General features: G+C 46.8%; 18 protein-coding genes. 6 read left to right on the top strand and 12 right to left on the bottom strand.

From position 1 onward, the window contains the following. The first annotated feature begins 201 nt into the window (after positions 1-201). Entirely contained in the window at positions 202-498 is a 297-nt protein-coding gene (locus tag PS053_RS01810; RefSeq protein ID WP_000967596.1) for a YciI family protein, read from the top strand. 308 nt (positions 499-806) lie between these two features. Next, positions 807-2,060, top strand: coding sequence for a voltage-gated potassium channel protein (kch, locus tag PS053_RS01805; protein ID WP_000020075.1), 1,254 nt, complete (start codon positions 807-809; stop codon positions 2,058-2,060). Positions 2,061-2,114: 54 nt separating this feature from the next. Here kch and PS053_RS01800 read toward each other — a convergent pair whose 3' ends face one another. Further along, complete coding sequence (locus tag PS053_RS01800; RefSeq protein ID WP_123057730.1) at positions 2,115-2,288, bottom strand: YciY family protein; 174 nt, start codon at positions 2,286-2,288, stop codon at positions 2,115-2,117. Between the two features lie 142 nt (positions 2,289-2,430). Between PS053_RS01800 and cls the strand changes: the two genes are divergently transcribed. Then, the gene (cls, locus tag PS053_RS01795) at positions 2,431-3,891 is read left to right on the top strand and encodes a cardiolipin synthase (RefSeq protein ID WP_000214524.1); all 1,461 of its coding nucleotides are present in this window, start codon (positions 2,431-2,433) and stop codon (positions 3,889-3,891) included. Between the two features lie 34 nt (positions 3,892-3,925). Further along, complete coding sequence (locus PS053_RS01790; protein ID WP_000366956.1) at positions 3,926-4,255, top strand: HI1450 family dsDNA-mimic protein; 330 nt, start codon at positions 3,926-3,928, stop codon at positions 4,253-4,255. Between the two features lie 51 nt (positions 4,256-4,306). On the opposite strand, the gene PS053_RS01785 is transcribed toward PS053_RS01790, so the two are convergent. The 8 genes from PS053_RS01785 to PS053_RS01750 form a co-directional block, all read right to left on the bottom strand. Continuing rightward, positions 4,307-5,149, bottom strand: coding sequence for a potassium channel family protein (locus PS053_RS01785; protein WP_000807277.1), 843 nt, complete (start codon positions 5,147-5,149; stop codon positions 4,307-4,309). A gap of 52 nt (positions 5,150-5,201) precedes the next feature. Continuing rightward, positions 5,202-6,206 carry a murein tripeptide/oligopeptide ABC transporter ATP-binding protein OppF gene (gene oppF / locus PS053_RS01780; RefSeq protein WP_000127844.1) on the bottom strand — a complete coding sequence of 335 codons (1,005 nt, stop codon included), beginning with the start codon at positions 6,204-6,206 and terminating at the stop codon, positions 5,202-5,204. Continuing rightward, complete coding sequence (oppD, locus tag PS053_RS01775) at positions 6,203-7,216, bottom strand: murein tripeptide/oligopeptide ABC transporter ATP-binding protein OppD (protein ID WP_000110973.1); 1,014 nt, start codon at positions 7,214-7,216, stop codon at positions 6,203-6,205. Before oppD ends, oppF begins: the two co-directional genes overlap by 4 nt. 11 nt (positions 7,217-7,227) lie before the next feature. After that, complete coding sequence (gene oppC / locus PS053_RS01770; RefSeq protein ID WP_000979655.1) at positions 7,228-8,136, bottom strand: oligopeptide ABC transporter permease OppC; 909 nt, start codon at positions 8,134-8,136, stop codon at positions 7,228-7,230. Between the two features lie 14 nt (positions 8,137-8,150). Then, positions 8,151-9,071: an oligopeptide ABC transporter permease OppB gene (oppB, locus tag PS053_RS01765; protein WP_000911115.1), complete on the bottom strand. Its 921-nt coding sequence runs from the start codon at positions 9,069-9,071 to the stop codon at positions 8,151-8,153. Between the two features lie 85 nt (positions 9,072-9,156). Then, positions 9,157-10,788 carry an oligopeptide ABC transporter substrate-binding protein OppA gene (oppA, locus tag PS053_RS01760; RefSeq protein ID WP_024164896.1) on the bottom strand — a complete coding sequence of 544 codons (1,632 nt, stop codon included), beginning with the start codon at positions 10,786-10,788 and terminating at the stop codon, positions 9,157-9,159. A 733-nt stretch (positions 10,789-11,521) separates the two neighbouring features. Continuing rightward, complete coding sequence (ychE, locus tag PS053_RS01755) at positions 11,522-12,169, bottom strand: NAAT family transporter YchE (protein ID WP_000616768.1); 648 nt, start codon at positions 12,167-12,169, stop codon at positions 11,522-11,524. A 30-nt stretch (positions 12,170-12,199) separates the two neighbouring features. Beyond that, positions 12,200-12,253 carry a hypothetical protein gene (locus PS053_RS01750; protein WP_212741659.1) on the bottom strand — a complete coding sequence of 18 codons (54 nt, stop codon included), beginning with the start codon at positions 12,251-12,253 and terminating at the stop codon, positions 12,200-12,202. Between the two features lie 393 nt (positions 12,254-12,646). On the opposite strand from PS053_RS01750, the gene adhE reads away from it, so the two are divergent. Further along, positions 12,647-15,319 (top strand): bifunctional acetaldehyde-CoA/alcohol dehydrogenase, encoded by a 2,673-nt coding sequence (gene adhE, locus PS053_RS01745; RefSeq protein ID WP_000301633.1) that lies wholly within the window; start codon positions 12,647-12,649, stop codon positions 15,317-15,319. Between the two features lie 326 nt (positions 15,320-15,645). On the opposite strand, the gene tdk is transcribed toward adhE, so the two are convergent. Further along, positions 15,646-16,263 carry a thymidine kinase gene (tdk, locus tag PS053_RS01740; RefSeq protein ID WP_010342439.1) on the bottom strand — a complete coding sequence of 206 codons (618 nt, stop codon included), beginning with the start codon at positions 16,261-16,263 and terminating at the stop codon, positions 15,646-15,648. Positions 16,264-16,863: 600 nt separating this feature from the next. On the opposite strand from tdk, the gene hns reads away from it, so the two are divergent. Next, a complete protein-coding gene (gene hns / locus PS053_RS01735) occupies positions 16,864-17,277 on the top strand; it encodes a histone-like nucleoid-structuring protein H-NS (RefSeq protein ID WP_001287386.1) in 414 nt (137 codons plus the stop codon). A gap of 140 nt (positions 17,278-17,417) precedes the next feature. On the opposite strand, the gene galU is transcribed toward hns, so the two are convergent. Beyond that, the gene (gene galU / locus PS053_RS01730; protein ID WP_000719005.1) at positions 17,418-18,326 is read right to left on the bottom strand and encodes a UTP--glucose-1-phosphate uridylyltransferase GalU; all 909 of its coding nucleotides are present in this window, start codon (positions 18,324-18,326) and stop codon (positions 17,418-17,420) included. A gap of 201 nt (positions 18,327-18,527) precedes the next feature. Continuing rightward, entirely contained in the window at positions 18,528-19,541 is a 1,014-nt protein-coding gene (rssB, locus tag PS053_RS01725) for a two-component system response regulator RssB (RefSeq protein WP_000193404.1), read from the bottom strand. Positions 19,542-19,629 lie beyond the last annotated feature (88 nt).

Raw genomic sequence — 19,629 nt, 5'->3', positions numbered from 1 at the left:
GAAAAAACAGGCCTCGATTTTAAATGCAAATAGCAATCATATTCAATAAGGCAAGGCGATCAGGATCAGTGAAAACGCAATTTTTGACGTAATTAACCCTACTTTAAGAGTGCGTATAGCAAAGACATCATCTTTCCATTGCAGATTTTCGCCCTTTCAAATAACGTACTTTACAACCTTTCCAAACAAGGAGTTGTGCCTGTGTTGTATGTTATTTACGCCCAAGACAAAGCAGATAGTCTCGAAAAACGCCTTTCCGTTCGCCCGGCGCATTTAGCGCGTTTGCAATTACTGCATGATGAAGGTCGTCTGTTGACCGCTGGCCCTATGCCTGCAGTAGATAGCAACGATCCAGGCGCTGCAGGCTTTACTGGCTCAACCGTCATTGCTGAATTTGAGTCGCTGGAAGCGGCGCAAGCCTGGGCAGATGCCGACCCGTACGTTGCGGCTGGAGTATATGAGCAAGTATCGGTAAAACCGTTCAAAAAAGTATTCTGAAAATACTCTCCGGGTTCCAGGGCGTGGTTATAAAACCACGCCCTTGTTTATTCTTTATATGCGCGAATGTGGCTCCCCCCGCAGCAACCAGCAGATAATAACTTTATCTGTATCGCCCTGTATAACGTCGGCATATTCAGGAAAAAAATACATAATGCACGTTCCTGACATGACATCGCCCCGGCAAATCTTTTGATTACAGCGGATAAAGTCATCTACTATGGTTTAACAGATTCACGCATTGCATGTTAGATCGCATCATGTATGCGTAAAGGTGATTAAACACAATTGCAGTTACAGAGGTATCAGTGAGTCACTGGGCTACATTCAAACAAACAGCGATAAATTTATGGGTGGCCCTGCGGCACGATATTATCGCACTGGCCGTGTTGCTGAACGGCTTGCTTATTTTCAAAACAATTTATGGTATGTCGGTCAATCTGCTTGATGTTTTCCATATTCAGGCATTTTCTGAGCTTGACCTCTCTCTGCTGGCTAATGCACCGTTGTTTATGCTCGGTGTTTTTCTCGTTCTGAACTCGATCGGCTTGTTATTTCGGGCAAAACTGGCGTGGGCGATCAGTATTATTTTATTGCTGATCACACTCATCTACACCCTGCACTTCTATCCCTGGTTGAAGTTCAGTATCGGTTTTTGCATTTTTACGCTGGTGATTTTGCTGGTACTACGCAAAGATTTCTCTCACAGCAGTGCGGCGGCCGGGACCATTTTTGCCTTTATTAGTTTCACGACGTTATTGTTTTACTCTACCTACGGCGCACTTTATTTAAGTGAGGGTTTTAATCCAAGAATAGAGAGTCTGATGACGGCATTCTATTTTTCAATAGAAACCATGTCGACTGTCGGTTATGGCGATATCGTCCCTGTTTCTGAGACAGCTCGCCTGTTTACTATTTCGGTCATTATTTCCGGCATTACCGTTTTTGCAACTTCCATGACCTCTATTTTTGGTCCGCTTATCCGCGGTGGATTCAACAAACTTGTAAAAGGAAACAATCATACGATGCATCGTAAAGATCATTTTATCGTTTGCGGACATTCGATTCTGGCAATCAACACCATTCTGCAACTGAATCAACGCGGACAAAATGTCACTGTTATCAGTAATTTGCCAGAAGATGATATTAAACAACTTGAACAACGATTGGGCGATAATGCCGATGTTATCCCTGGTGACAGCAATGATAGTTCAGTGTTAAAAAAAGCGGGCATTAATCACTGTCGCGCTATTCTGGCATTAAGCGATAACGATGCCGATAACGCGTTTGTGGTACTGTCTGCAAAAGATATGAGTAGTGATGTCAAAACAGTTCTTGCCGTCAGTGATAGCAAAAACCTGAATAAGATTAAGATGGTGCACCCTGATATTATCCTTTCGCCGCAATTATTTGGCAGCGAAATTCTGGCGCGTATTTTAAATGGCGAAGAGATTAACAATGATATGCTCGTCTCCATGTTGCTTAACTCCGGGCACGGAATATTCAGTGAAAAAGGCGACGATGACAGCAACACAGTGAATAATGCAAATAATCAACAATAGAGAAGAATGAGCGACAGACAATTTTATTGGGCACCAGAAAGGTGCCCGGATCATTCAGATATTGTAGATTGCAAACAATAGCGAGTTACGCTGTTTGTTCAGAATGCACTTCCTGATGCTGTGGATACGCATATTTCGGCGCGATTGCCCCTCAAGCCAACGCGATCTACGTCGGCTAGCCTGACGCTGCATACGCCAGCGCCCCACTTCCGTTCTACTCCGCTTCATGTTAACTACTCTATGCAACAACAGAGTGGTCATTATACCCCCGCCCCCGATGCAGACCAGTGCTTTTCCCGCGTTTTTATTTGCCAGATGAATCCATATGCGTAAACTCATAACAATGCGCTTTCAAAAGGATTTCTAATCTATGACAACCGTTTATACGTTGGTGAGTTGGTTGGCCATTCTGGGATACTGGTTGCTCATTGCAGGCGTAACATTACGCATTCTAATGAAACGACGCGCAGTTCCCTCCGCAATGGCCTGGCTGTTAATCATTTACATTCTGCCGTTGGTCGGGATTATCGCCTATCTTGCTGTTGGTGAACTCCACTTGGGCAAACGCCGTGCCGAACGCGCCAGAGCGATGTGGCCATCCACGGCAAAATGGCTTAACGACCTTAAAGCCTGTAAGCATATTTTCGCCGAAGAAAATAGCAGCGTCGCCGGTCCACTATTTAAACTGTGCGAACGCCGTCAGGGGATCGCGGGTGTAAAGGGCAACCAATTACAGCTGATGACCGAGTCTGATGATGTGATGCAGGCGCTCATCCGCGACATTCAACTCGCGCGCCATAATATTGAGATGGTGTTCTATATTTGGCAGCCCGGCGGCATGGCGGATCAGGTGGCCGAATCCTTGATGGCCGCCGCACGACGTGGCATTCATTGTCGGCTCATGCTCGACTCCGCCGGTAGTGTGGCTTTCTTTCGCAGTCCATGGCCTGAGCTAATGCGTAATGCAGGTATCGAAGTGGTCGAGGCTTTAAAAGTTAATCTGATGCGCGTATTTTTACGCCGCATGGACCTGCGCCAGCACCGCAAGATGATCATGATCGATAACTACATCGCCTATACCGGTAGCATGAATATGGTCGATCCGCGCTTCTTCAAACAGGATGCCGGCGTAGGGCAATGGATCGACCTGATGGCGCGCATGGAAGGCCCTATCGCTACTGCGATGGGGATTATTTACTCTTGCGACTGGGAGATTGAGACAGGGAAACGTATTCTACCGCCACCACCAGATGTCAATATTATGCCGTTTGAGCAGGTCAGCGGTCATACGATTCATACCATCGCTTCCGGCCCGGGCTTCCCGGAAGACCTGATTCACCAGGCGTTGCTGACTGCCGCCTATTCGGCGCGTGAATACTTAATCATGACAACCCCCTACTTCGTTCCCAGCGATGACTTGCTTCATGCGATTTGCACAGCCGCGCAACGTGGAGTGGATGTCAGTATCATCCTGCCGCGCAAAAATGACTCAATGTTGGTCGGCTGGGCAAGTCGCGCGTTCTTTACTGAACTGCTGGCCGCAGGGGTTAAAATTTACCAGTTTGAAGGTGGGTTATTGCATACCAAGAGCGTGTTGGTCGATGGCGAGTTAAGTCTGGTCGGCACCGTTAACCTTGATATGCGCAGCCTGTGGTTAAACTTTGAAATCACGCTGGCGATCGACGATAAAGGTTTTGGCGCCGATCTGGCCGCCGTTCAGGACGATTATATTTCACGCTCACGTTTACTCGACGCGCGGTTGTGGGTAAAACGACCACTCTGGCAGCGCGTTGCCGAACGACTGTTTTACTTCTTCAGCCCGTTGCTGTAAAACGTGCCCAACAGATGTTAAACAGGTAGTGACTATGGATATGGACTTAAATAATCGCCTGACTGAAGATGAAACGCTTGAGCAGGCCTACGATATTTTTCTCGAGCTGGCCGCAGATAATCTCGATCCGGCAGATATTCTGCTGTTCAATCTTCAGTTTGAGGAACGCGGCGGTGCAGAGTTGTTTGATCCGGCGGAAGACTGGCAAGAGCATGTTGATTTTGACCTGAATCCAGATTTTTTTGCTGAAGTGGTCATTGGTCTGGCGGACAGTGAAGATGGCGAAATTAACAATATTTTCGCCCGCATTCTGTTGTGTCGCGAAAAAGATCACAAACTCTGTCATATCATCTGGCGAAAGTAATCTTTGCTTACGGATGGTGGCGTTATCGACACCATCCGGCTTTCCTGGTCTTTATTTTTCCGTCATCAGTGAATTTCCGCATATCCGACAATATCTGGCGTCCAGCGCATGATGCTGCGTATTGCACTTTGAACAACGTCGTTGCTTCTTACTCTGTTCCAGTTCGCTGGTTAACTGGGCGGCAATAATGCCGGTTGGAATAGCAATCACAGAGTAACCAATCAAAATTAACATCGATGCCACTATCCGGCCCGCATCGGTATGCGGCGTAATATCGCCATATCCCACCGTAGTGACCGTCACAATAGCCCAGTAAACAGATGTGCCAAGTGAGTTAAACCCGTTTGTCGCACCTTCAACGGCATACATTAATGTGCCGGCGACAATCAGAACAATAGCAATGAAAGAATAAAACAGAATCAACTGGTGTCGGGCGTTATATATTGCCACCCACAAGCTGTTTAATGCGGGCATAAAACGTAAAAGCCTCAGGATACGCAACGCACGTATCGCGCGCATTGCACGCCAGGCGAACAAATAATTAGCGCCAATTTCCGGCCAAAACCATAGAACATACAACGGAAGAATAGTAGCCAGATCGATAAATCCCCAAAAACTGAAAATATACCGTACTGGAGCTGGAAAACTAAAAACACGCAGAAAATACTCGACAGTAAAAACGAAAGTGAAGAATAGTTCTGACCAGACATAAATATGCCATTCTTCATAGGGTAAAGGATTCTGCATTCCTGTCCCCGATTCGATAAACACCACGCCAACACTAAGCAGTGCAAGAAGCCCAAAAATAATCTCGCTGCGTCGTCCGCTTGTTGTGTGCTGATCAAAAAGAAAATGGTAAACCCGTTGCCGATAGCCTGCAATGAACTCTGCCACTGATACCCTCCCTGGTAAAAAAAGGCCAGCAACATGCCGGCCTGTCGGTGTATTACAACGGGTCAACTTTCAGACACGAGACGGCATGTCTGAAGCTTCCCTCCAGCACCGGACGCGTTTTGGCACATTCAGGTCCGGCAATCGGGCAACGGGTGCGGAACACACATCCAGATGGCGGATTAATTGGCGAGGGTAATTCCCCTTCCAGCAACTGGATAGTTTTGTTCTTTTCCAGATCCGGGTCAGGGATCGGCACTGCCGACATCAACGCTTTGGTGTAGGGATGCAGAGGATTGTGGTAAACCTCATCATACGTCCCCAGCTCCACCGCATGGCCGAGATACATGACCAGTACACGATCGGAAATATGTTTTACCACTGCCAGATCGTGGGCAATAAAGATCAGCGACAGCCCCATTTCACGCTGCAATTGCTGTAGCAAATTCACCACTTGCGCCTGAATCGAAACATCCAGCGCCGAAACGGGTTCATCGCAAATAATCAGTTTTGGTTCAAGAATAAGTGCACGTGCGATACCGATACGCTGACATTGACCGCCGGAAAATTCATGTGGATAGCGGTTTATCAGGTTGGGTAACAAACCGACTTTCATCATCATCGCCTTCACGCGATCGCGGACTTCCTGGCCCGACATTTTGGGATGATAAGTACGCAACGGTTCTGCGATGATTTCACCAATGGTCATACGTGGGTTCAGCGACGCCAACGGGTCCTGGAAAATCATCTGGATATCGCTGCGAACGGCTCGCCATTCATCAGGCTTCATCCCCAACAGCTCTTTACCTAACCACGCAACACGACCATCGGTGGCTTTAACCAGACCGATAATAGCGCGAGCAAAGGTAGATTTACCGCAACCGGATTCCCCTACGACGCCTAATGTTTCCCCTTCATACAGCCGAAGCGTCACGCCATCGACTGCTTTCAGCGTTTTCGCCGGTTGCCAGAACCATTGTTTGCCATCTTTAATTTCAAAGTGCACTTTCAGGTCGGCGATTTCGAGGAGGACTTTTCGTCCTTCAGTAACAGCAGTCATAACAGTTCCTCCACCGATTTAAAGCAGGCACGCAGACGGCCAGGAGTGAACTCTTCCAGCGCCGGCGCACTATTACAAATTTCCATCGCATGCGGACAACGCGGCTGGAACGGGCATCCTTTTGGTAAACGAAGCAGGTTTGGCGGATTACCCGGAATGGTCAACATCGTTTCACCTTCCGCATCAAGACGCGGTACGGCATTAAGCAAACCGATAGAATAAGGGTGAACGGGCTGATAAAAGACATCACGAGCGTTGCCATATTCCATCGTTCGCCCGGCGTACATCACCAGTACTTTGTCACAGATACCCGCCACCACGCCCAGATCGTGGGTGATCATAATGATGGCAGTATTAAATTCCCGTTTCAGTTCGTTCAACAGGGTCATGATCTGTGCCTGTACGGTCACATCCAGCGCAGTTGTCGGCTCATCGGCAATCAGCAATTTAGGTCGACATAACAGCGCCATCGCAATCATTACACGCTGACGCATACCACCAGAAAATTCGTGGGGAAACATCTTCATACGTTTACGCGCTTCCGGCATTTTCACCGCATCAAGCATTCGTACCGACTCTTCAAACGCTTCAGCCTTACTCATGCTCTTATGCAGCATCAACACTTCCATCAACTGCTCGCCGACGCGCATATACGGGTTTAACGAGGTCATCGGATCCTGAAAAATCATTGAGATTTGTTCAGCCCGCAGTTTGTTGAGCTCACGTTCAGGCAAATTGAGGATCTCGCGACCATTAAAAGTTGCTGATCCCCCTATCCGCCCGTTAGCGGCTAACAGCCCCATTAAGGCAAATGCAGTTTGCGATTTCCCTGAACCTGACTCTCCGACGATCCCCAGCGTTTCTCCGGCGCGCAGAGAAAAATTCAAATCATTGACTGCCGTTACGTCACCATCCGGCGTACTAAAAGTGACGCGTAAATCTTTCACGTTCAGCAGTGCATCAGTCTGTTGCTGTGCGAGCGGTACAGTTACCGTTTCAATTACGCTCATAGTTGCACTCCTTAGCGATCTTTCGGGTCGAGGGCATCACGCAAGCCATCGCCGATAAAGTTGAAACAAAACAGCGTCACTACAAGGAAACCCGCCGGAAACAGCAGCAACCATGGCGAGACTTCCATCGAATTCGCGCCATCGCTAAGCAATGCGCCCCAGCTACTTAACGGCTCCTGTGTGCCCAGTCCAAGGAAGCTAAGAAATGATTCAAAGAGAATCATGCTTGGCACCAGCAGCGATGCGTAAACCACCACGACGCCGAGCACGTTAGGGACAATGTGACGAATGACGATACCACTGGTAGATACACCGCCGACCTGCGCCGCTTCGATAAATTCCTTACGTTTCAGACTAAGTGTCTGCCCGCGTACAATACGCGCCATATCAAGCCAGGAAACCATGCCAATAGCCACGAAGATCAACAGAATGTTTTGACCAAAGAATGTAACCAGCAGAATGACGAAGAACATGAACGGGAAAGAGTTCAGGATCTCCAGCAAACGCATCATCACTGAGTCCACCTTGCCGCCAAGATAGCCAGAAAGTGAACCATAAAGCGTACCGACGACCACTGCCACCAGCGCTGCAGCAACACCGACCATTAATGAGATACGACCACCAATTGCTACGCGTACCAGCAGATCGCGGCCAGAAGAGTCAGTACCAAAATAGTGACCGGACTCTATATCCGGGGCGCTGGACATCATCGCCCAGTCGGTGTCGTCATAGGCAAACTGTGAAAGCATTGGCGCCAGAATCACAAACAGCGCGATAAGCACCAGCACAATCAGACTGGCGACAGCTGCGCGGTTATGCATAAAACGTCGACGCGCGTCCTGCCATAAACTGCGGCCTTCGACCTCCAGCTTTTCACTGAAATTTTCCAGCGTCTCGCTGTTTTTCTTACTTAACATCATCGCGAGCTCCAGTATCAGTAACGAATTTTCGGGTCGATAACCGCATACAGTACATCGACAATGGCATTGAACAGAATGGTCAACGCCCCAACCAGAATGGTCAGGCTTAAGACCAACGAATAATCACGGTTCAATGCGCCATTAACAAACAACTGCCCGATACCCGGTAGACCATAAATGGTTTCAATCACCATAGAGCCGGTAATAATGCCGACGAATGCGGGTCCCATATAAGAGAGCACGGGCAACAACGCAGGCTTTAATGCATGACGGAAAATAATGCGTCGCATAGGTAAGCCTTTCGCGCGTGCGGTACGAATGAAGTTAGAGTGTAAAACTTCGATCATTGAACCACGGGTAATACGCGCAATACTGGCGATATAAGCCAGTGATAAAGCGACCATCGGCAGGATCATGAATTTCAGCGCCCCGCCGTTCCAGCCACCGCCGGGTAACCAGTGCAAAATGATCGCAAATATCATCACTAATAATGGCGCAACTACAAAACTGGGGATAACCACCCCAGTCATCGCCAGTCCCATGACCGTGTAATCCCATTTAGTATTTTGATTTAAAGCGGCAATAACACCTGCGCTAACGCCCAGTACCACCGCAAGGAAAAATGCAGCGGCCCCGAGTTTTGCGGAAACCGGGAAACTGGATGCAACCAGATCATTGACCGAATAATCTTTATATTTAAAAGAAGGGCCAAAATCGCCATGCGCCAGTTGTTTCAGATAACTGAAATACTGCGTCATGATCGGATCATTTAGGTGATATTTCGCTTCAATATTGGCCATCACTTCTGGCGGTAATGTACGTTCTCCGGTAAAAGGACTTCCCGGAGCGAGACGCATCATAAAGAACGAAATAGTAATGAGGATAAATAGCGTCGGAATCGCTTCCAGACAGCGACGTAGAATAAATTTTAACATTGCCCTACCTTCTGGCCTGTGCCTTCTGTAATGCGATAAAAATCAGACACCGTGGAGCAGGACTCTCCTGCCCCACGTATTGCCATTAGTGTTTCACAATGTACATATTTCGGGTGTAGGTGTTATCCAATGGATCTTTACCGGTATAACCACCAACCCACGGTTTCACCAGACGCGCGTTCACATAGTAATAAACAGGAACAATGGCCGAGTCTTTATCCAGTTGTTGTTCTGCTTTCGTGTACAGCGCCGTACGTTGCGCTTCGTCAGTAGCTTTCAACGTTTCCGCCATAATACTGTCAAACGCCGGGCTCTTATAATGCGCGGTATTCATTGAACTGTTAGACAGCATGGTATTCAGGAAGGAAGTCGGTTCGTTATAGTCGGCACACCAGCCAGCACGGGCCACATCAAAAGTTCCCTGGTGACGGGTGTCGAGGAAGGTTTTCCACTCCTGATTAACCAGCTTGACGTTCACGCCAATGTTTTTCTTCCACAGAGAAGAGGCGGCAATAGCCAATTTTTTGTGCAAATCTGATGTGTTATACAGCAGGTTAATCGTTAACGGTTTATCTGCGGTATAACCCGCTTCAGCCAGCAGTTTTTTCGCTTCTTCGTTACGTTTTTCCTGGCTCCAGCCAAACCATTCCGGTTGAGTCAATTTTGCGCCATCAGTATATGGCGGGGTGTAACCATAAGCAGGCATATCGCCCTGTGCTTTGACTTTATTAACGATGATATCGCGGTCGATACCCAGTTTCAGTGCGGTACGCACACGCACATCATTAAATGGCGGCTTCTGGTTGTTAATTTCGTAATAGTAGGTGCACAAATACGGATCAACGTGAACTTCGTTGGGGATCTCTTTTTTCAGTTTCTGGAACAGTTCGATCGGCATGTTGTTATAAGTCATGTCGATTTCGCCACTACGGTAGCGGTTAACATCGGTAACTTCAGAAGCAATCGGTAAATAGGTCACCTGGTTAATTACCGTTTTCGCATTGTTCCAGTAAGTCGGGCTGCGCTCAAGAACGATACGTTCGTTAACAACCCAATCTTTTAATATATAGGCGCCGTTGGTGACGATATTGCCAGGTTGAGTCCATTTTTCGCCATATTTCTCAATAGCGGCTTTTGGCACCGGAGACGTTGATGGGTGAACAAGCAACTTATAGAAGTACGGAACCGGTTCACTTAAGGTGACTTCTAATGTGTGGTCATCGACAGCTTTTACGCCGAGATCGGTAATTGGTTTTTTCCCTTCAAGAATGTCATCGATATTGGCGATGTGACCATATTGCAGGTAGCTTGCGTAGGGAGACGCCGTATTTGGATCAACAGAACGTTGCCAGCTATATACAAAGTCTTGTGCTGTAACTGGCGTACCATCGGACCATTTCGCATCTTTGCGTAGATGGAACGTCCAGACTTTAGCATCCTTATTATCCCAGGATTCTGCAACGCCTGGCGCCGGGTGACCATCGAGATCGCTTACCAGCAAACCTTCAAACAAGTCACGGCTAATATTTGATTCCGGTACACCTTCAATTTTGTGCGGATCCAACGACTGCACTTCAGAACCGTTGTTGCGCACCAGAGTTTGTTTTTCCGCCAGCGTTACACCTGCGGGTACATCAGCCGCCAGTGCGACATTCCCTGCCATAAGCGCAGCCATAACGCCTGCCGCCACTAAACTTCTCTTGGTAATGTTGGTCATTGTTTTTTGGACTCCCTCATTATAATTACTGGCTTTTACCAGCATGTGTAATCCCGAATTGGGATCCCTGTACAGACTCGGAGACTTTCGCTGCCAGGTTGTTTTATTGTTACAGATTGCTATCACCGACTTTATTTATTCTGGTGATTCAGATGATCACCTTATGTCGATTCTTACGCGCCTCCCCTGTCGAGACGCATTATTTTTTCAACGACCTTTATTGTTAATTATTCTCATTAACAATAAATTGTCGCCAGATGATTGGCCGAAAATTACCAAAAGCACATCTTGCTCGCCAATACATTCTACAAAATTGTTAAGCATTTCTCTTTTTTGATAGAACCAGAATCTATACGCGCAGGAGAATCTTAGTAAAAACTCTTTTGAATCAGCACACTATGAACTCAACAAGCCGTGGTGTTTTCTCTGGTTACCACCTTGACAGAAAATACACAATAATTTAACAATTAATTATTGTTTAGCACTTTCCTCTGCCAACGACAATGGAATTACTAATATCATTTCAATTATTCTTCAGCAAGCCCAAGATTATGATGTGTTGAAAATAACATGATGACGAAAGTCATCAGGTAAGGATAGTCTTATAACTATATGTAAAACAGGAAAAATTTAGTTATCCATTCCTTTTGTTTTCGATAAAAAATTCACGTAAAAGTAAAAATAATGACGAAAAAAACGGAGCACAATGGCTCCGTTTTTCATTCGAAAGGAATTAATTGAGAAGACCGGGAAAAATCCCCTTTATGCCTGTGACGATAAATTCAATACCCAACGCCATCAACAACAACCCCATAATACGCGTAATCACGTTGATACCTGTCTGACGCAAAACCCGAACCAGCCACGGCGCCATACGAAATAATCCCCAGCAACATAGAGCGAACAGCGCTATTGCCACAAAGAAACCAAACAGATAGCTAATGCTGTGATAACGAGTCCCCCAAACGATGGTTGAGCTGATCGCTCCCGGCCCCGCCATTAAAGGCAGCGCCAATGGCACCACGCCAATGTTCTCCCGGATCGCTGTTTCTGATTTTTCTTGCTTGTTCTGTTTGTCCTCGCCGAGCTTACCGCTGATCATCGACATCGCAATTGTCACGACCAGGATGCCGCCGGCGATGCGGAACGAATCAATCGAAATACCAAAAAGCTGCAGAATCGTGTCGCCAAGAAAAAGCGATATCCACAAAATAATCGCTACCGACAGGTTGGCCGTCAAATTGGTTTTGTTTCGCGCTGCCGCCGTCTGATAGCTGGTCATACTAATAAATACAGGGATAATCCCTACCGGGTTGACCAGCGCAAATAACCCGATGAAAAACTTAAAGTAAACGGGAAAATCAAAAAGGGTCTGAATCACGGTTAGCTCCGAAGCGAAAGCCGGATAATGTTAGCCATAAAAAAGGGTAAAAATACGCGCTGACAATACGCCTTTTGACAGCATTTTTCACCTCCTAACTACTTAAAATTGCTATCATTCATTATTGTTATCTAGTTGTGCAAAACATGCTAATGTAGCCAACAATAAATACTACAATTTATTAACTGTTAGCTATTATGGCTAAAAGCGGAGCTGAAAGGTGTCAGCTTTGCGGAAATTTGATTTAGATCACGTAATAAGTACCCAGAAGTGAGTAATCTTGCGTACGCCACCTGGAAGTGACGCATTAGAGATGAATGTCTCTAATGTTTAAACTCTTTTAGTAAATCACAGTGAGTGTGAGCGCGAGTAAGCTTTTGATTTTCATCAGTTAAGCAAATCATCATCGCACTGACTATACTCTCGTATTCGAGCAGATGATTTACTAAAAAAGTTTAACATTATCAGGAGAGCATTATGGCTGTTACTAATGTCGCTGAACTTAACGCACTCGTAGAGCGTGTAAAAAAAGCCCAGCGTGAATATGCCAGTTTCACTCAAGAGCAAGTAGACAAAATCTTCCGTGCCGCCGCTCTGGCTGCTGCAGATGCTCGAATCCCACTCGCGAAAATGGCTGTTGCCGAATCCGGCATGGGTATTGTTGAAGATAAAGTGATTAAAAACCACTTCGCTTCTGAATATATCTACAACGCCTATAAAGATGAAAAAACCTGCGGTGTTCTGTCTGAAGACGACACTTTCGGTACTATCACCATCGCTGAACCCATCGGTATTATCTGCGGTATCGTTCCGACCACTAACCCAACTTCAACCGCTATCTTCAAATCGCTGATCAGCCTGAAGACTCGTAACGCCATTATCTTCTCCCCGCACCCGCGTGCAAAAGATGCCACCAACAAAGCGGCTGATATCGTTTTGCAGGCTGCTATCGCTGCCGGCGCGCCGAAAGATCTGATCGGCTGGATCGATCAACCTTCCGTTGAACTGTCCAATGCGCTGATGCACCACCCAGATATCAACCTGATCCTCGCGACCGGTGGTCCTGGCATGGTTAAAGCAGCATACAGCTCCGGTAAACCAGCAATCGGCGTAGGCGCAGGTAACACTCCGGTTGTTATCGATGAAACCGCTGATATCAAACGTGCTGTTGCATCCGTACTGATGTCCAAAACCTTCGACAACGGCGTAATCTGTGCTTCTGAACAGTCTGTTGTTGTCGTTGATTCTGTCTATGACGCAGTACGTGAACGTTTTGCAACTCACGGCGGCTACATTTTACAGGGCAAAGAGCTGAAAGCGGTTCAGGACGTTATCCTGAAAAACGGCGCGCTGAATGCGGCTATCGTTGGTCAGCCAGCATATAAAATTGCTGAACTGGCAGGCTTCTCTGTACCAGAAAACACCAAGATTCTGATTGGTGAAGTGACCGTTGTTGATGAAAGCGAACCGTTCGCACATGAAAAACTGTCCCCAACGCTGGCAATGTACCGTGCGAAAGATTTCGAAGACGCGGTAGAGAAAGCAGAGAAACTGGTTGCTATGGGCGGTATCGGTCATACCTCTTGCCTGTACACCGACCAGGATAACCAGCCGGCACGCGTTGCCTACTTCGGTCAGAAAATGAAAACTGCCCGTATCCTGATCAACACCCCAGCTTCTCAGGGTGGTATCGGTGACCTGTATAACTTCAAACTCGCACCTTCCCTGACTCTGGGTTGTGGTTCCTGGGGTGGTAACTCCATCTCTGAAAACGTTGGTCCAAAACACCTGATCAACAAGAAAACCGTTGCTAAGCGAGCTGAAAACATGTTGTGGCATAAACTTCCGAAATCTATCTACTTCCGCCGTGGCTCTCTGCCAATCGCGCTGGATGAAGTGATTACTGATGGCCACAAACGTGCGCTCATCGTGACTGACCGCTTCCTGTTCAACAACGGTTATGCTGACCAGATCACTTCCGTACTGAAAGCGGCTGGCGTTGAAACTGAAGTCTTCTTCGAAGTAGAAGCTGACCCGACTCTGAGCATCGTGCGTAAAGGCGCAGAGCTGGCGAACTCCTTCAAACCAGACGTAATTATCGCGCTGGGTGGTGGTTCCCCGATGGATGCCGCGAAGATTATGTGGGTTATGTACGAACATCCTGAAACTCACTTCGAAGAACTGGCGCTGCGCTTTATGGATATCCGTAAACGTATCTACAAGTTCCCGAAAATGGGTGTGAAAGCGAAAATGATCGCCGTCACTACCACTTCCGGTACTGGTTCTGAAGTAACTCCATTTGCCGTTGTAACTGACGACGCAACGGGTCAGAAATATCCGCTGGCAGACTATGCACTGACCCCGGATATGGCAATTGTTGATGCCAACCTGGTTATGGATATGCCGAAGTCTCTGTGTGCTTTCGGTGGTCTGGACGCAGTAACCCACGCCATGGAAGCTTATGTTTCTGTACTGGCTTCTGAGTTCTCTGATGGTCAGGCGCTGCAGGCTCTGAAACTGCTGAAAGAATATCTGCCAGCGTCTTACCACGAAGGGTCTAAAAACCCGGTAGCACGTGAGCGTGTTCACAGTGCGGCAACTATCGCGGGTATCGCGTTCGCGAACGCCTTCCTGGGTGTATGTCACTCAATGGCGCACAAACTGGGCTCCCAGTTCCACATTCCGCACGGTCTGGCGAACGCCCTGCTGATTTGTAACGTCATTCGCTACAATGCGAACGATAACCCGACTAAGCAGACTGCATTCAGTCAGTACGACCGTCCGCAAGCACGCCGTCGTTATGCTGAAATTGCAGACCATCTGGGTCTGAGCGCACCGGGCGACCGTACTGCTGCTAAGATCGAAAAACTGCTGGCATGGCTGGAAACGCTGAAAGCTGAACTGGGTATTCCGAAATCTATCCGTGAAGCTGGCGTTCAGGAAGCGGACTTCCTGGCTAACGTTGATAAACTGTCTGAAGATGCATTCGATGATCAGTGCACCGGCGCTAACCCGCGTTACCCGCTGATCTCCGAGCTGAAACAGATCCTGCTGGATACCTACTATGGTCGTGATTATGTAGAAGGTGCAACAGTAGCCAAAGAAGCAGCTCCGGCTAAAGCTGAGAAAAAAGCGAAAAAATCCGCTTAATCAGTAACACTGTAAAACATTACAAACGGCCCTTTTGGGCCGTTTTTCATTTCTGGCATACGCTACATCGTTGGGCCATTCAAAAGCAAAAGATCAGACAGCATTAGCATCCATCATGTCTGAGAAGATAAATAAAGCCCATTTATAGCAATATCCTGCAACTCCCCCTGATTCGTCGGTAACCAGGTTTCGTAACGCTAAAAGCACTCAGTATCGCTTTTGGGAGTGATTAAGCGGGGTAAACGGATTGAGTTTCGGAAGAAGTTAGTAGAACAGGCTGGCAGGATAAGAGCGCATCATTTACCCTGCCAGTAATGAGGAGTTAATTAGGCGTGACGATGATTTTCCTGAATAGCCGTCAAAGAGCCAATGTTTAGCGCCTCTTTATAATGTTTTCGACATACTGACACGTAACGCTCATTACCACCAATAACGACCTGCTCGCCTTCGTTATATGGTCTTCCCTCCTGATCGAGTCGCAACACCATGCTCGCTTTGCGGCCACAAAAACAGATAGTTTTTAATTCAACCAGTTTGTCAGACCAGGCCAGTAAGTATTGACTGCCAGTAAATAATTCACCGCGGAAATCAGTACGTAAGCCATAACAAAGTACGGGTATATCGAGTTGATCGACAACCTCCGATAATTCATATACTTGTTGTCTGGTTAAAAACTGGCATTCATCAACCAGAACACAATGAATTGCCTGCCGCTCATGTTCAGCACGAATCTCATTAAATAATGATGAATTTTGGTTAAATAGTTTTGCAGGTGATGACAATCCTATACGCGAGCTGACTTTTCCTGCCCCAAAACGGTCATCAATTTCCGCCGTATATACGACAGTACGCATGCCGCGTTCCTGATAATTGTATGAAGATTGCAACAATGCCGTAGACTTACCCGCGTTCATTGCGGAATAGTAAAAATATAGCTGTGCCATCAGCCACAGACCCTCAACGATATGAAATAAAGTTGGCGGGAGTTTATCATAATTCGTCAGTTTTACAGATCAACAGTGCGCACAGAAGTGGTATATACATCATCCTTTAAGAAGGCTGGCATAATCCTTCGGAGCTATCATTACGGCGTTTCCTCTTGTTATAAACGCGTAAATGACTCCAGGTAACTATTCACAATCTTTAACCTGTTGCGCAAGTAATAGCTCCCCATAGAGTTCCCGGATACAGCAAAACGAAATCCCTGCGCTTATTGTGACTGCTCTACTTTTCAGCTTTCGCTTAATAGGCGATTTTTGTAAACACGACTAATACAGAAGGCCAAACAGCAGTCAATGGATGTTAATGCCCCATAAAATGTGACATGAATCAGGAAGTTTAAACCTGAGATGATGAGTAATCGCCAGGACAAATAGGGCTTTATGCCGCATGTTTTCTGACTAATTTTAAGATGAGATATTAATTGCAGGCACAAAATAAAGAACAATTTTGAATTCATTACATTCCTGGCTATTGCACAACTGAATTTAAGGCTCTATTATTACCTCAACAAACCACCCCAATATAAGTTTGAGATTACTACAATGAGCGAAGCACTTAAAATTCTGAACAACATCCGTACTCTTCGTGCACAGGCAAGAGAATGTACGCTTGAAACGCTGGAAGAAATGCTGGAAAAATTAGAAGTCGTTGTTAACGAGCGTCGCGAAGAAGAAAGCGCGGCGGCTGCTGAAGTTGAAGAACGTACTCGTAAACTGCAGCAATATCGTGAAATGCTGATCGCTGACGGTATTGACCCGAACGAACTGCTGAATAGCATGGCTGCTGTTAAATCTGGCACTAAAGCTAAACGTGCACAACGTCCGGCGAAATATAGCTACGTTGACGAAAACGGCGAAACTAAAACCTGGACCGGCCAGGGCCGTACTCCGGCAGTAATCAAAAAAGCAATGGACGAGCAAGGTAAATCTCTCGACGATTTCCTGATCCAGCAATAATCTTTTTTAGATTGCAACCGCTTAAAATCCCGCCATTGGCGGGATTTTTTATTGTCCGCTTTAAGACAATTCAATAAGAATAAACTATAAAAAAACGGCATCGATTGCTCAATGCCGTTACGTAAAATGCTGTAATGGGTTTACTTCTTAATGCCCATCTCTTCTTCAAGCCAGGCTTTAAATTCAGTACCCAGCGTATTATGTCGAATACCGTATTCGACAAAGGCTTGCATGTAACCTAATTTATTGCCGCAATCATGGCTCTTCCCTTTCATATGATAGGCTTCGACCGTTTCTTTTTCGATCAGCATATCAATTGCATCGGTGAGCTGAATTTCATCACCAGCTCCCGGAGGCGTTTTTGCCAGCAGAGGCCAGATTTGGGCGCTAAGGACATAACGACCAACAATAGCAAGATTAGACGGTGCCACATCTGCTTTCGGTTTTTCTACAACACCCACCATCGGCACGCTTTCACCCGGCGCTAAATCAACACCTTTGCAATCCACTACACCATAAGCAGTCACATCAGCAACGGGTTCTACCATAATCTGGCTATTCCCGGTTTCATCAAAGCGGCGAATCATCTCGGCAAGATTATCCTGCGACAAATCAGATTCATATTCATCCAGAATAACGTCAGGCAAAATAACAGCCACAGGTTCGTCGCCAACAACAGGATGCGCGCACAATACCGCATGTCCCAGACCTTTAGCCAGTCCCTGACGAACTTGCATAATAGTGACATGCGGAGGACAAATAGACTGTACTTCATCAAGCAACTGGCGTTTTACACGTTTTTCCAGCATAGCTTCCAGTTCAAAACTGGTATCGAAGTGGTTTTCAATAGAATTTTTAGACGAGTGAGTAACCAGCACTATTTCCGTAATGCCAGCAGCAATGCATTCGTTTACGACGTATTGAATTAATGGCTTATCGACAAGCGGCAGCATCTCTTTCGGGATAGCTTTAGTCGCCGGCAACATCCTGGTTCCTAATCCCGCTACGGGGATAACGGCTTTTCTGACTTTTGTATTAATGGCAGCCATTTAAATTCTCCTGGACTGTTCGAGTATTGAACGTGTTCATATATCTTTATCGTATTCGAGTATATCAGTACCGCAACTGAGCTAAGCCCTGAAATGAATACGAGTTAGCATAAATAAGACAAATACTTAAACGAATGGCGACGATAGTACCACCAGCGGTCAATAGCAGGTAAGGCATTTTTAGACAACCCATTCGTTTGCTCATTCTGCAGACAACATCAGTCGTAGCCGACCGCCCGTTCCCCAAATTTGGCATTGCCAGGCCTCACTGCGCTGGCTTAATTGATTCAGATAGGTGTTACCTAATGTTCCTAAAGGTACGCCGTTACTGATTTGCACCTGGTGTTCGCCCGTATTTAACGTTGCATTCAGCCCTGCGGAAACCAGAATGAGATTTTTCAGTTCCCGATGATAATAGCCGACTAATAGCGGAAACTGACCCGGTAGATTGGCCTGACGCAGTAAATGGTTTACCTGCTTCAATAACGCCCCCAACTCAGGCAATCGCTGATTTTGGTGCGTAAGTTGTTCCTGTAATAAGCCATTAAACAGTGCACGTAATAATAAGGCGGCAAGGACACCGTTATGCCCTGCACGAGTCACATCAAGACAATAAAACGCCAAATCATTGTCCGAAAGTGGTGCAATATCAAGCACCAGCCCCGGTTTATCTGCCGCGACAAGTTGGCGATAATTAACACGGCAATGGGAAATCACCTGCTGGACCGGCGGTTGTAATTCTTGCAGTAATTTCGCGGCAGCCGTGGGGTTATCAACCATGGCATCCCAGTCACGAAAAAGGCGTTCTTCTTCTTCAACTCTGGAATTAAACATACTGGGATAAAGGCAAGCAAAAACCATCTCGCGCAGGCGATTCAGATCTTTAACCGGTTTCAGCAAAACATCTTCCACTCCCAGACGTAACGCTCTGGCAATATCCGCCATATTTTCCGTTGCGGATATCACCAGAACAGGCGTTTGATCGCCCCGGCTGCGTATATGTTCCAGAAGTTTAAGACCATTCATTCTTGGCATCGCGATATCACATACCATCAGATCGGGCGTGAAATCACCTAACATTTCCAGGGCATCCACCCCATCAGATGCCAGTACTGTTGTTGCTCCCAAAGAGGAAAACCATGAATCCAGAAGCGAGCGAAAGACTGGCTCATCCTCAACAATGAGGATTTGTTTTCCGATCAATGGCTGCGTCATGTTCTCTCCCCTGACTGGCTTTTATCAATAGTGGCATGCTATTGCCATCAGTGCCTGTCAGAATTAACTTAAGTGTAGATAAAAAATC

Origin of the sequence: Escherichia albertii (assembly GCF_028622335.1) — a bacterium.
In the GTDB taxonomy this organism is placed as follows: Bacteria; Pseudomonadota; Gammaproteobacteria; order Enterobacterales; family Enterobacteriaceae; genus Escherichia; species Escherichia albertii.
Note: the sequence above shows the minus strand (reverse complement) of the source record. Positions and strands in the feature narration are given on the sequence as shown.

What these genes read in the sequence shown, in the direction of transcription:
- PS053_RS01800 (WP_123057730.1), bottom strand. Translation starts at nt 2,288, where the DNA reads ATGAAGCGGAGTAGAACGGAAGTGGGGCGCTGGCGTATGCAGCGTCAG.
- cls (WP_000214524.1), top strand. Translation starts at nt 2,431, where the DNA reads ATGACAACCGTTTATACGTTGGTGAGTTGGTTGGCCATTCTGGGATAC.
- PS053_RS01790 (WP_000366956.1), top strand. Translation starts at nt 3,926, where the DNA reads ATGGATATGGACTTAAATAATCGCCTGACTGAAGATGAAACGCTTGAG.
- oppF (WP_000127844.1), bottom strand. Translation starts at nt 6,206, where the DNA reads ATGACTGCTGTTACTGAAGGACGAAAAGTCCTCCTCGAAATCGCCGAC.
- oppD (WP_000110973.1), bottom strand. Translation starts at nt 7,216, where the DNA reads ATGAGCGTAATTGAAACGGTAACTGTACCGCTCGCACAGCAACAGACT.
- oppC (WP_000979655.1), bottom strand. Translation starts at nt 8,136, where the DNA reads ATGATGTTAAGTAAGAAAAACAGCGAGACGCTGGAAAATTTCAGTGAA.
- oppB (WP_000911115.1), bottom strand. Translation starts at nt 9,071, where the DNA reads ATGTTAAAATTTATTCTACGTCGCTGTCTGGAAGCGATTCCGACGCTA.
- oppA (WP_024164896.1), bottom strand. Translation starts at nt 10,788, where the DNA reads ATGACCAACATTACCAAGAGAAGTTTAGTGGCGGCAGGCGTTATGGCT.
- adhE (WP_000301633.1), top strand. Translation starts at nt 12,647, where the DNA reads ATGGCTGTTACTAATGTCGCTGAACTTAACGCACTCGTAGAGCGTGTA.
- tdk (WP_010342439.1), bottom strand. Translation starts at nt 16,263, where the DNA reads ATGGCACAGCTATATTTTTACTATTCCGCAATGAACGCGGGTAAGTCT.
- hns (WP_001287386.1), top strand. Translation starts at nt 16,864, where the DNA reads ATGAGCGAAGCACTTAAAATTCTGAACAACATCCGTACTCTTCGTGCA.
- galU (WP_000719005.1), bottom strand. Translation starts at nt 18,326, where the DNA reads ATGGCTGCCATTAATACAAAAGTCAGAAAAGCCGTTATCCCCGTAGCG.
- rssB (WP_000193404.1), bottom strand. Translation starts at nt 19,541, where the DNA reads ATGACGCAGCCATTGATCGGAAAACAAATCCTCATTGTTGAGGATGAG.